Source organism: Actinoallomurus sp. NPDC050550 (assembly GCF_040655075.1).
In the GTDB taxonomy this organism is placed as follows: domain Bacteria; phylum Actinomycetota; class Actinomycetes; order Streptosporangiales; family Streptosporangiaceae; genus Actinoallomurus.
In genome coordinates, this window is the sequence record NZ_JBFAJC010000034.1 from 1 (window position 1) to 12,499 (window position 12,499).

Sequence of the window (12,499 nt, forward strand, 5' to 3'; positions counted from 1 at the left end):
GCTTCGCCGGAGTGATGTCCGGACCGCTCGTGCGCTCCAGCTACCGCGCCGGCCGCCTCTACCAGCAGGCCATCACCGCCCGCCAGGCCGACTAGACACCATGGCGATCAGCGTCTTCGACCTGTTCAAGGTCGGCATCGGCCCGTCCAGCTCGCACACGGGCGGGCCGATGGCAGCGGCCCACCGTTTCGCCCGAGGCCTGCTGCGTGACGGCCTGCTGGAGAAGACGGCGACCGTCCACGTCATCCTCTATGGCTCCCTGGGCCTCACCGGCAAGGGCCACGGCAGCGACAAGGCCGTCATCCTCGGGCTGGAAGGCGACACACCGGAACGTGTGGACGTCGAGACGGCCGACGCGCGGGTCGCCGAGGCACGTGAGCAGGGCGTCATCCGGCTGCTCGGTGAGCACGAGGTGCCGTTCACGGTGGGCGAGCACCTCGTCTTCGAGCGCAAGGTGTCACTCCCCCATCACCCCAACGGGATGAGGTTCACCGCCCGCGACGCCGACGGCACCGAGCTGCGGGAGAAGGTCTACTACTCGGTGGGCGGCGGATTCGTGGTCGACGAGGACGCCACCGGCGCCGACCGCATCAAGCCCGACGACACCCTTGTGCCCTATCCGTTCGCCACCGCCGCCGAGCTCCTCGACCGCACCCACGAGACCGGCCTGTCGATCTCCGCGCTGATGCTCGAGAACGAACAGGCCTTCGGCCGTGACCCGCAGGAGATCCGCGAACGCCTGCTCGACCTGTGGCGCGTCATGCGGGAGAGCGTGACCCGCGGCTGCTCCCGCGAGGGCCTGCTGCCGGGCGGGCTGAAGGTACGCCGCCGGGCTCCGCACCTGCACCGCAAGCTCGTGACGGAGGCGGCCACCGACCCGTTGCACGCGATGGACTGGGTGACGTTGTTCGCCCTCGCCGTGAACGAGGAGAACGCCGCCGGCGGGCGGATCGTCACCGCCCCGACCAACGGAGCCGCCGGCATCGTCCCGGCCGTCCTGCACTACTACGACAAGTTCGTGCCGGGCGCCTCCGACGACGGCGTCGTACGGTTCCTGCTGACCGCCGGGGCGATGGGTGTGATCATCAAGGAGAACGCCTCGATCTCCGGCGCCGAGGTCGGCTGCCAGGGAGAGGTCGGCTCCGCGTGCGCGATGGCGGCGGCCGGTCTCACCGAGGTCCTCGGCGGCACGCCGGAGCAGGTGGAGAACGCCGCCGAGATCGGCATCGAGCACAACCTCGGCCTCACCTGCGACCCGGTCGGCGGCCTGGTGCAGGTGCCGTGCATCGAGCGGAACGCCGTCGCCTCGATCAAGGCGATCAGCGCCGCCCGCATCGCGCTGCGCGGCGACGGCCGCCACTTCGTCTCGCTCGACCGCGCGATCAAGACGATGCGCGACACCGGCCGCGACATGCTGGACAAGTACAAGGAAACGTCACGCGGCGGGCTCGCCGTCAACGTCATCGAGTGCTGATGATCGGTCTAGGGTCGAGTGAATGAGCACCTCGTCTTCCTTCCCTGACAGCGATGCCGAGACCCTCGCCCGCAGAGCGTCGTCCTTCGGCGGCCAGGCCGCCGCCTACGCGGCGGAGCGCCCCGGCTACCCCGACTCCGCCGTGCGCTGGGCGCTGGAGCCCGTCGCCGGCCGCACTCCGCTGCGCGTCCTCGACCTGGGGGCCGGCACGGGCAAGCTCACCGAAGGCCTCCTGCGCCATACCGAGAACGTGACCGCGGTGGAGCCCGACTCGGCCATGCTCACGGCATTTCGCACGCACCTGCCGGAGGTGCGGGCGCTCGCGGGAACGGCCGAGCGGATCCCCCTGGCGGACGGGTCGGTCGACGCGATCGTGATCGGGCAGGCACTGCACTGGTTCGATCTGAGCCGTGCGCTGCCCGAGATGGCGCGGGTGCTCTCCCCCGGCGGCGTGCTGGCCGCGCTGTGGAACATCGACGACCACCGGGTCCCCTGGGTCAGAGGCCTCAAGGAGGTGGCTCGGGGCACGACGTCGCTCAAGGATTGGAACGCCGAGTCGGCGTTCGCTCCGACGGCGGAGTTCCCCGCGATCGAGCAGACCGAATTCCCGCATGTGCAGCGGCGGACCGCGGAGTCGATGGCCGCGACGATCGGCACCCACTCCCATGTGCTGGTCCTGCCCGAGGCCGAACGGGCGGCGTTGCTGGCGAGGATCCTCGACTACCTGCGCGCGACGCCGGAGACGGCGTCCGGGGAGTTCGATCTCCCGATGGTCACCCTGGCGATCCGATCAACGCGCGCCGGCGACTCGTCGGCGCGCGGGTGATGTCCTGCGGGGTGCCCTGACGGCGGGCGGCCTGGTGGCGGTCGGGCCGCCCGGTCCGGAACCCGGGCAGGAGGACGCCATCCGTCCTGCTTGATGCTTCTCGAACCGGACCTCGGCACCGTTGGCCTTCGTGACGACGATGCCGTGGTCAGCTCGCGCGCCACTCGGCGCGGTCGGCGGCGAACCCGGCGTTCAGGGCGTACTGCACGCTGACCACCGTCGCCTCCTTCGGCACGGCGAACACGATGAACCCGGCCCTGGCCTGACCATGCTGGAGCTTCACGACCTTGGGGAAGCCGGGGCCGGCCGTCACCGTGGCCTCGGTCGGGTCGTACGTTCGGCCGTCGCCGTCCACGGCCTTCGCCCCGTAGGTCGGGCTGTCGTCGTACGCGGCGTCGCCGACGTTCTTCAGCACGAATCGCACGGCCACGAACCGCTCGCCCTTCCGGGGCTGTTGGAACGCGCCGTGGCCGGTCGCCGTGGAGACGATCTGTTTGACCTTGACGGTGAGACGGAGCCGCCCTGCGCCGCCCGAGTCGTCGGCGCCGCTCAGTGTGACGGCCTGGCCGACCTTGACCCGCTGGACCTGGATGGACGGCGAGGGGCTCGGCGACTGAGAGCTCTTGGCGGTCTCCGCGGGATTGCCGCAGCCGGCGAGCAGCGCCGCCGCTCCGGCGGCAAGGATCAGCCTCCGCACGACGCCGCTCCCCGTTGGACGAACTGTCAGCACCGGTGGATCATGATAAGGGCCGCCGGCCATCCCCGGCGACCGGCCATCCCCGGCGACCGGCCATCCCCGGCGACCGGCCATCCCCGGCGGCCGGCCGACCGAGGTCAGGCGCGGGCCAGCCGCCGGAGGGCCAGCTCGGCGAGCAGCGCGGCCCCGTCGCCCAGCACGCCGTCGTCGAAGACCGCGTCCGCCGCGTGGTTGAACGGGGCGGTGGCCGGGTCGCGATCCGGAGGACAGGCGCCGAGGAAGACGAACGCCCCCGGAACTTCCTCGAGCACGAACGAGAAGTCCTCCGCCGCGGTCAGGGGGTTCGGCCCCCAGACGAGGCGCTCCGGCCCGTACAGGTCACCGATCGTGGCCGCCGCGAACTCCGCCTCGGCCGCGTCATTGACCGTGACCGGATACCCCATGTCGTGGTGGATGTCGACGTCCAGGCCATGCGCGGCCGCGATGCCGCGCAGCAGCCCGGCGCTGCCGTCGATGACCCTGGCGTGCGCCTCCCGGGAGAAGGAGCGGATCGTCAGGTCGAACCGCGCCTCGTCCGGGATGATGTTGGCCTTGCTGCCGGCGTGGAAGCTGCCGACCGTGATGACCACCGGGTCGAACGCGTCGAAGCGGCGGGTGGTGAACGTCTGCAGCGCCGTCACCATCTCGCAGGCCGCCGGGATCGGGTCCTTCGCCAGGTGCGGCTGCGAGCCGTGCCCGCCGGCGCCACGGACAGTGACGTGCACCTCGTCGGCGGCGGCCATCAGCGGTCCGCGCCGGGTCATGAACCAGCCGCCCGGCAGGACCGATGAGGTGACGTGCAGGCCGTACGCGCCGACGGGCCGCGTCCCGGCCGCGTCGAGCACCCCTTCGGCGATCATGTGACGTGCCCCGGCGAAGCCCTCCTCACCGGGCTGGAACATGAAGACGACACTGCCCGCGAACTCCGCCTCCGCGAGCAGCCGCGCCGCCCCCACGAGCATCGCGGTGTGCAGATCGTGGCCGCAGGCGTGCATCCGCTCGCCGATCCGGCTGGCGTAGTCGACGCCGGAGCGCTCGGTCACGGGAAGGGCGTCCATGTCGGCGCGCAGCAGGACGGCGGGGCCGGCCGAGGAGCCCCGGAGCACGGCGGTCACCGACGACAGCGACCGCCCGAGGCCGATCTCCAGGGGAAGGCCGTCGAGGGCGGTGAGCACCTTCTGCTGGGTGCGCGGCAGCTCCAGCCCCAACTCCGGCTCGGAATGCAGGTCGCGGCGGAGCCGTACGAGATCGTCCTGGAGTTCTGCGGTGGCGCGCACGGAGGTCATGGCACTTCACGCTACGCCGTCGCCCCGTTCGGGCACCACGTCGAAGATCACAACACCGGTGATGTCGTCGCGGGCGAGTGCCGCCCGCAGACGCGCCAGGGCCTCGTCGCGGATGCGGCGCCCCAGCCCGGCGAGGTCCGCGTCGGCGGGGCAGGTGACGCGAAGCAGCATCCGCGGGGCGACCGCCCGGCCGGTCAGTCGCGCCCGTACCGCGTGCACGCCGTCGTACGCCGTGACGTCCGCGACGATCGTGCGGACGGCGACGCGCGCGGCCATCCGCGTCCGGCCGGAACGCGCGTCGCCGATCGCGAGCCTGCGCAGTCTCCGGCTCCGGGCGAGGGCGATGAGCCATCCGGCCCCCAGGAGCGCGGCCGTGCCGGCGATCGCGGCGACCATCGGCCAGAACCAGCCGTGCGCCGCGACCCAGCGTGACGCCGCAACCGGCCAGATCGGCCGGTGGGCGCGTCGCGGCCCGAACTCCCCGAGTCCCGTCGCCAGTGCCGCGCCGCCCGCGCACAGCAGCACGAGGCCGGTCGGTGCGAGCCCGATCCGGTTCGTCACGTCAGTCCCTCCGCCAGTCGAGGCGTACGACGACCCGCGGCGCCCGCGCCAGGCCGATGTCGTCACCCCGCGCCCGTACGGCCTCGGCCACGATCTCCCGGAGGGTGCCGGGGTTCCGGTATCCGGTGGCCGCGTGCACGACGGCGCGGCGGCGTGGCATCCCGCGCAGCCGGACCCGCGCCTCGGCGATGCCGGGCACGTCCAGGACGGCGGCCTCCAGCGCCGCGCACAGCCCCGCCCGCTCGACGCCGAGGGCGCACCGGCGGGTGCTCCACACCAGCGTGGCGACAGACCCGCGGCCCGGCAGCAGGGCGGCCAGCAGAAGCAGCAGCCCGGCGAGCGCGACACCGCCCGCGACGGCGAGGACCGCCGGATCGCCCCACGCCGTCGTCCGCAGTAGCCGGCCCGCGTGGGCGACGGCGCGGGTCCGCGGGACGGGATGGCCGAGCAGGGTGGAGATCACCCTCGTCGCCGTCGCCGTGCCGGCGACCGTCAGCAGCGCCGCCGTGAGGACGGCGGTCGGCGTCCTGCGGGACCGGAAGAGGCGTACGGCGGCCCGGTGCACGCCGGATCGGTCGGGCGCCGGTATCTCGAGGGTCGACGCGATCGTGTCCCGCGCACCGCCGTCACCGATGATCCGCTCCACGGCGACCTCCCGTCCGTCACCCGCCGCACGGCGCATGACCGTGCGTGTTCGCCGGGGGGTCGAATCGCTGCATCGAGCGTACGGAGCCCACGGTAATGCTCGATCCGCGGACATCCCGGGGAACGGGAAACTCAGCGGAAGACCACGGTTCGCTCGGCGTTGAGCAGGATCCGGTGTTCGGCGTGCCAGCGCACGGCGCGGGCGAGGGCCAGGCACTCCATGTCCCGGCCGACCGCCATCAGGTCCTCCGGCCCCTGCGTGTGGTCGACGCGGGCCACCTCCTGCTCGATGATCGGCCCCTCGTCGAGCTTCGGGGTGACGTAGTGCGCGGTCGCGCCGATCAGCTTCACGCCCCGCTGGTGCGCCTGGTGGTACGGGCGGGCGCCCTTGAAGCTCGGCAGGAACGAATGGTGGATGTTGATGATCCGGCCCGGCAGCTTCGCGCAGAAGTCGTCGGACAGCACCTGCATGTACCGGGCGAGCACGACGACATCCGCCTGGTAGTGCTCGACGAGCGCGAGGATCTCCGCCTCCTGGGCGGCGCGGGCCTCCGAGGTGACGGGCAGGTGGTGGTAGTCGATGCCGTACGACTGGGTCAGCGGACGCATGTCGGGATGGTTCGACGCGACGGCGACGACATCGACGTCGAGCAGCCCGGAACGCTGGCGGTAGAGCAGATCGTTCAGGCAGTGCCCGTACTTCGACACGAGGATCAGCACCCGGGACCGGACCGCCAGGTCGTGCAGACGCCAGTCCAGCGCGAACTCCCCGGCGAGCGCGCCGAACGCCTCGGACAGCGCGTCCTCGAGCCCCTCCGGCGCCTCGAACTGAATGCGCAGGAAGAAGCGCCCGGTGCTCCGATCCCCGAACTGCTGGCTCTCCAGGATGTTGCAGTCGCGCTGGGCGAGCGCCCCTGACACGGCCGCCACGATGCCCGGCCGGTCGGGACAGGACAGCGTCAGCACGTATTCGGACATGGTCGTACCTTCAGGCGTCGATGGGTCGTACGGAGCGCGGGGGCGAACCCTTACGGACCGTGATGTCCCTACGAGACTAGGGCCTGTCTCAAAGCCCCGCTGTGAGGCAGGCCCTGAGGGGTGTCCGGTGGATCGGCGGCCATGGCCAGGGACGACGCCGGGCTGACGGCTCCATGTTAGAAGTGGGCAAAAGACCCGGCCGCGGGGCGACGCGACACGTTGGGAACGGCCATACTTCACCCTGCGGACGAGGACTCTTAACGTGTACGGCGGGGCACGTTCGGACCGATGGCCACTATTCTCCGCACCGGGTTTCCGGACGCTCCAGGGAGATGATCAGGTGCTGCGAGCCCCAATCGCCGTGATGGTGTCGCTCGCTCTGGCGCTACTCGCGTTGTACGGCTCACCGGCCCGCGCCGCGACGGCGCCGCCCGCCCGGCACGCCGTGCTGATCGGCGTCCCGGGGCTCCAGTGGAGCGACGTGAGCCCCACCGCGACACCGCACCTGTGGCAGCTCGCGCGGGGCGGTGCGACCGGGCTGCTGTCGGTCCGCACGGTGGGCCGGCTGACCTGCCCGAATGACGGCTGGGCCACCGTGTCGGCCGGAGCCCGGTCCGCGTCGGGCCCGTACTGCCACAAGCCGATCACCGTCTCCCCCTCCGGGACGGGCGCCGTCGTGAACGACATCGCCGCGATCCGCCGCGCCAACGCCGGGTTCGGGACCATCGGCCTGTTCGGGGACGCGGTGCACCGGGCGGGCGGCTGCACCACCGCCGTGGGCGCCGGAGCCGCGCTGGGGGCCGGCGACTCCAGCGGACGCGTCGACGCCTACGCGCCGGACATCGCCGCCCTGCCCTCCGGCGACTGGGCGCGCTGCGCCGCCACCGTCGTCGACGCGGGCGCCGTCACCGGGCCGGACCGGGTCTCCGAGGCGCGCCGCGCGGACGCCGCGGTCGGGACGGTGCTGACGCGCCTGCCGGCCGACGCCCACGTGCTGGTCGCCGGGATCTCCGACCACGACCGGATACCGCACCTGCGGCTCGTACTGGCGACCGGGCCGGGGACCGCCGGGCGCTACCTCGGCTCGGACTCCACCCGGCGGGCCAACATGGTCATCCTCCCCGATCTCACCGCGACCCTGATGACCTGGCTCGGCGTGCCGGGCCCGGCGGCGCTCATCGGCACCCCGCTGCTGCCCGACGCCTCCCGCCCGGCCGCGCTCGACTCGGCGGTACAGGACCTGCGGAGCCAGGACGTCGCGGCCCAGACCCACCGGAACCTCCTTCCCGGCTTCTTCGCCGCCTTCGTGGTCGCCCAGCTGCTGCTGTACGGCTCGGCGGCCATCGCGCTCCAGCTGCGGTGGGCCGGGCGGCGGCGCACCCGCATCCTCGCCGCCACGCGCCTGACCGCCCTGGTCGCGGCCGCCGTTCCGGTGTCGACGTACCTGGTGAACCTGGTGCCGTGGTGGCACGGCTCCCATCCGCTCCCCTCACTGGTCGCGGGCATCGCGGCCGTGGACGCGCTCATCGTCGCCGCCGCGGTCAGCGGGCCGTGGCGGCGGTGGGTGCTCGGCCCCGGCACGTTGATCGCGGGCGTCACCGCCGCCGTGCTCGGGGCGGACCTGCTCACGGGCAGCCACCTGCAGCTCAACAGCCTCATGGGGTACTCCCCGCTGGTCGGCGGCCGCTACTACGGCATGGGCAACATCGCGTTCGCGGTGCTGGCCACCTCGACCCTGCTGGCCGCCGCCGGGGTGGCGCAGTGGCTCGAACCCCGCCGGGGCCGGCGGGCGGCCGTCGCCGCCGTGCTCGCCATGACCTTGGTCGCCGCGCTCCTGGACAGCTGGACCGCGTGGGGCAGCGACTTCGGCGGCCTGATCGCGTTCGTCCCCGGCCTCGCCACGACGGCGCTGCTGGTGAGCGGCCGCCGGGTGTCCTTCATCCGGCTGCAGCTGCTGCGCGGGGCCGGCATGGCGCTCGTGCTCGGCGTGGCGTACCTCGACTACCTGCGCCCACCCGCCCAGCAGACGCACATGGGCCGCTTCTTCGGCCAGCTCGTCCAGGGGAACGCCCTGCCCTGGCTGGAGCGCAAGTTCACCGCCATGGTCCACACGTTCGGCAATCCGACGCTCCTGCCGATCGTGATCGCGGCCTTCCTGTTCCTGCTCCTCGTCCTGCACCGGCCGGGCCGCGCGGGGGCCGGCGGGCTGCAGCTCGCCTACGACCGCGCCCCCATGTTGCGCGCCGGCCTGTCCGGGGCGTTCGTGACGGCCCTGGTCGGCGGCGCGGTGAACGACTCGGGGATCGCGGTGCCCGCCCTCGCCCTGGCCGTGGCCGTCCCCCTGGCACTCGCCGCGACCGTCACCGCCCTGCAGAGCCGCGAGGACACCGGCTCCCCGACCGCCCCGGCCCCCGGCCTCACCCTCCGCCCAGCCGAAGGCTGAACCCCACCGCTCCGGCTCCGCGTAGCGGCGCCGCAGTACGCACAGATTCGTGCCACCTGTGAGTAGTTTTCGAGGGTTCGGACGGGTTAGATCCGGGGCATGCGACGGGTTGCGGTGCTGGCGCTCTCCGGGCTTCTTCTTCTCGGCGCTTGCAAGTCTGCGGGTTCCGGGCCTCACGGCTCGGCTCGGCCGACGACCTCCTCGGGGCGCAAGGCGCCGAGGTCGGTGGGTGACGTTCCCACGGCGGTGGGGACGCATCGGATGAAGATCGAGGTGGGTACGCCGGGTCACCGGGAGTATCTGGTCCACGTGCCGCCGGCCCTGGGGAAGCAGCGTTTTCGCGCGGGGCGTCCGGCGCGGCCGCTTCCCGTCGTGCTGGCCCTGCACGGCGGGGCCGACAACATGACCGGCTTTGAGAAGAAGACCGGGTTCGACGCCCTGGCCGACGACCATGGATTCGTCGCCGTCTATCCCGACGGGTTCGCCTTCACTTGGAACGCCGGGGACTGCTGCGCGCCCGCGCGGCTGGCGCACATCGATGACGTCGGGTTCCTCCGCAGGCTCATCGACCACCTGACCGGCATCGGGCTGGCCGACCCGAAGCGGGTCTACGTGACCGGGTTCTCCAACGGCGGCGGCATGGCGTACCGGTTCGCCTGCGAGGCCGCGGGGAAGGTCGCCGCGATCGGGGTCGTGTCCGCGGCGCTCGCCATGTCATGCCATCCCGGCGAGCCGGTGCCGGTGATGATCTGGCACGGCACCGCGGACCACAACGTCCCGTTCAACGGCGGCGGGCACCGGGATTTCAACGACCGCCGCCCGTTTCCGCCGGTGAGCCGGGCGGTGGACTTCTGGCGCCGGGCCGACCGTCTGCCCGCGCTCCGGGCGGCCGACGATCACGGCTGCCGATCCACCGGGCGGGGCGACGGCGGCGCGGAGGTGGTCCTGTGCGCCGTCAAGGGAGGCGGGCACCAGTGGCCGTCCGACGCGAGCCGGCGGCTCTGGGACTTCTTCGCCGCTCATCCCCGGACGTGAAGCCTTTTCATATTCGTCCGTTCTGTGGCACGCTGCGGGCATGACGCTGCGCGAACGGTACGACATGGCCACATCTCACCTAGAACCCCCGTTCGCCATGGTCGATCTGGCAGCATTCCGCTCCAACGCGGCCGACCTGACCCGGCGCGCGCACGGCAAGCCGATCCGGGTCGCCAGCAAGTCCGTCCGCTGCCGGGCGCTGCTCGAACAGGTTCTGGCCATGGACGGGTTCGCCGGCGTCATGGCGTTCACGCTTCCGGAGGCGCTGTGGCTGGCCGGTGAGAGGCTCAGCGAGGACATCCTCGTCGCCTACCCAACCGCCGACCAGACCGCCCTCGCGCGGCTGGCCGACGACGACCACGCCGCGTCCACGGTGACCGTCATGGTCGACTGCGTCGAGCACCTCGACCTCATCCAGAAGGCGACCGGCGGCCGGCCCGTCCGGGTCTGCATCGACATCGACGCCGCCTGGCGCGCGGCCGGCGGCCGCCTCCGCGTTGGAGCGCTCCGATCTCCGGTCCGGACGCCGGATCAGGCCGCCGAGCTGGCCCGGGAGATCGACCGCCGCCCGGGCGTACGGCTGGTCGGGTTGATGGCGTACGAGTCGCAGATCGCGGGCGTCGGGGACAACCCGCCGGGAAAACCGCTCTTCTCCCGGGCGGTCCGCCTGATCCAGGCGCAGTCGCGCGTCGAGCTGGCACGCCGCCGGGCGCTGATCGTCAAGGCGGTCCGGGAGGTCACGGACCTGGAGTTCGTCAACGGCGGAGGGACCGGCAGCGTCGAGAAGACCGCGGCCGAGAAGGCCGTGACCGAGGTGGCGGCGGGCTCGGGTTTGTACCAGTCGGTGCTGTTCGACCACTACACGAACTTCTCCGGCAGCCCGGCGGCGCTGTTCGCCCTTCCCGTCGTACGGCGGCCCGCGCCGGGCGTGGTCACCGTCCTCGGCGGCGGCTACCTCGCCTCAGGCGTCGCGGACCGGAGCCGGCTTCCGCAGCCGTACCTGCCCGCCGGGCTGCGCTTCGACGCGCGGGAGGGCGCCGGCGAGGTGCAGACCCCGCTGCTCGGCAAGGCCGCCGACCGGCTGCGGATCGGGGACCGGGTGTGGTTCCGGCACGCGAAGGCCGGTGAGCTGTGCGAACGCTTCGACGCCCTCCACTTGATCGACGGCGACCGGGTCGTCGACACCGTTCCCACCTATCGCGGCGAGGGCCGGACCTTCCTCTGACCCGGCCGGTGCGGGAGCGCCCGAGGATGACTTGAGAGAGGGAAGGGGACTTCGCGTACATTCTCTCGGGAACGCTCCAGCACCGCGTACTGTCGTACGACAGTGATAAATCCCCAGTGAAGGGGAGGCGCCGTGGACCAAGTGAAACCGATGATCGCGCCGCCGGGCCGACCGCCCGAGCCGCGGCTGGAAGATCCGTGCGTCGAGCGGGAGACCGCCGCCGAGTTCCTGCACGGCGACGCCGGAGGGCTGGACGTCTTCCTGGCCGGCACGGTCTTCATGGACATGATCTTCACCGGCCTGCCGGGGCTTCCGCCGCCCGGCACCGAGCTGATCACCGACGGGCTGGGGTCGGCGCCCGGCGGCATCGCCAACATCGCGGTCGCGATGAGCCGTCTCGGGCTGAACGTCGGCCTGGCAGCGGCGTTCGGTGACGACATGTTCGGCGCCTACCTGTGGCGGACCCTGTCCGAGCAGGAGGGCGTGCGCCTCTCCCACTCCCGGCGGCTGCCCGGCTGGCCCACGCCGGTGACCGTGTCGCTGGCGTACGACGCCGACCGGAGCATGGTCACCTACCACCGGCCCATGCCGGTGCTGCCCGAGGCCCTCGTGGGCACTCCGCCGAAGGCCAAGACCTGTTTCCTCGACCTCGCCCACCCGGTGCCGGGCTGGGCCGCGACGATGCGCGAGAGCGGCGCCGCGGTCGTCGCCGACGTCGGCTGGGACCCCACCGAGACATGGTCCGTCGACGTGCTCGACCGCCTGGAGCTGGTCGACGTGTTCCTGCCCAACGCCGTGGAGGCCATGGCCTACACCCGGACGAGCACGCCGGAGGAGGCCCTCGACGCCCTCGCCGAGCGCGTCCCCGTCGTGGTGGTCAAACGCGGCGGCGACGGCGCGATCGCGGTCGACACGACCACGGGCGAGCGCGCCGAGACGACCGCGCTGCCGGTCAAGGCCCTCGATCCGACCGGCGCCGGTGACGTCTTCGCGGCCGGTTTCGTCTACGGCACTCTCGCCCGCTGGCCGCTGGCCGAGCGGCTCCGGTTCGCCAACCTCTGCGCTGGCCTGTCCGTCCGGCACTTCAGCGGGTCGCTCGGCTCGCCCTGCTGGGGGGAGATCGCGGCGTTCGGCGAGTCCGGCGAGGTGCCCGACGAGATCCTGGAGGACTACGCGTTCGTCGTCCCCTTCATCCCCGACTCCTCCGTCGACACGGTCGCCCGGGCCGAGCCGACCGTACGGCAGGCGTGATCGTAACGATCGGAGCCACCAGCAAGAAGATCTTGTGAG

Annotated in this window: 11 protein-coding genes; 6 read left to right on the top strand and 5 right to left on the bottom strand. The window is 72.5% G+C overall.

Annotated features, from left to right (window positions below; translation table 11 throughout):
- The first annotated feature begins 100 nt into the window (after window positions 1–100).
- Window positions 101–1,474, top strand: a complete 1,374-nt coding sequence (locus AB0I04_RS35425; protein ID WP_360894687.1) for an L-serine ammonia-lyase — start codon at window positions 101–103, stop codon at window positions 1,472–1,474.
- A 22-nt stretch (window positions 1,475–1,496) separates the two neighbouring features.
- On the top strand, window positions 1,497–2,300 hold the full coding sequence (locus AB0I04_RS35430; RefSeq protein WP_360894690.1) for a methyltransferase domain-containing protein: 804 nt from the start codon (window positions 1,497–1,499) through the stop codon (window positions 2,298–2,300).
- Between the two features lie 148 nt (window positions 2,301–2,448).
- Here AB0I04_RS35430 and AB0I04_RS35435 read toward each other — a convergent pair whose 3' ends face one another.
- The 5 genes from AB0I04_RS35435 to purU form a co-directional block, all read right to left on the bottom strand.
- The gene (locus AB0I04_RS35435; RefSeq protein WP_360894693.1) at window positions 2,449–2,997 is read right to left on the bottom strand and encodes a DUF4352 domain-containing protein; all 549 of its coding nucleotides are present in this window, start codon (window positions 2,995–2,997) and stop codon (window positions 2,449–2,451) included.
- Window positions 2,998–3,134: 137 nt separating this feature from the next.
- Complete coding sequence (locus AB0I04_RS35440) at window positions 3,135–4,322, bottom strand: M20 family metallopeptidase (RefSeq protein WP_360894696.1); 1,188 nt, start codon at window positions 4,320–4,322, stop codon at window positions 3,135–3,137.
- Window positions 4,323–4,328: 6 nt separating this feature from the next.
- Window positions 4,329–4,883 (bottom strand): alkaline shock response membrane anchor protein AmaP, encoded by a 555-nt coding sequence (locus AB0I04_RS35445; RefSeq protein ID WP_360894699.1) that lies wholly within the window; start codon window positions 4,881–4,883, stop codon window positions 4,329–4,331.
- Window position 4,884: 1 nt separating this feature from the next.
- Window positions 4,885–5,529 carry a DUF6286 domain-containing protein gene (locus AB0I04_RS35450; protein ID WP_360894701.1) on the bottom strand — a complete coding sequence of 215 codons (645 nt, stop codon included), beginning with the start codon at window positions 5,527–5,529 and terminating at the stop codon, window positions 4,885–4,887.
- A 131-nt stretch (window positions 5,530–5,660) separates the two neighbouring features.
- Window positions 5,661–6,506, bottom strand: a complete 846-nt coding sequence (gene purU / locus AB0I04_RS35455) for a formyltetrahydrofolate deformylase (RefSeq protein WP_360894704.1) — start codon at window positions 6,504–6,506, stop codon at window positions 5,661–5,663.
- A gap of 340 nt (window positions 6,507–6,846) precedes the next feature.
- Between purU and AB0I04_RS35460 the strand changes: the two genes are divergently transcribed.
- The 4 genes from AB0I04_RS35460 to AB0I04_RS35475 all read left to right on the top strand — a co-directional run bounded on the left by AB0I04_RS35460 (window position 6,847) and on the right by AB0I04_RS35475 (window position 12,460).
- Window positions 6,847–8,949, top strand: a complete 2,103-nt coding sequence (locus tag AB0I04_RS35460; protein ID WP_360894707.1) for a hypothetical protein — start codon at window positions 6,847–6,849, stop codon at window positions 8,947–8,949.
- A gap of 261 nt (window positions 8,950–9,210) precedes the next feature.
- Complete coding sequence (locus AB0I04_RS35465; protein WP_360894710.1) at window positions 9,211–9,984, top strand: PHB depolymerase family esterase; 774 nt, start codon at window positions 9,211–9,213, stop codon at window positions 9,982–9,984.
- 40 nt (window positions 9,985–10,024) lie between these two features.
- Entirely contained in the window at window positions 10,025–11,209 is a 1,185-nt protein-coding gene (locus tag AB0I04_RS35470; protein ID WP_360894712.1) for an amino acid deaminase/aldolase, read from the top strand.
- A 132-nt stretch (window positions 11,210–11,341) separates the two neighbouring features.
- Entirely contained in the window at window positions 11,342–12,460 is a 1,119-nt protein-coding gene (locus AB0I04_RS35475; protein ID WP_360894714.1) for a carbohydrate kinase family protein, read from the top strand.
- The last annotated feature ends 39 nt before the right edge of the window (window positions 12,461–12,499 follow it).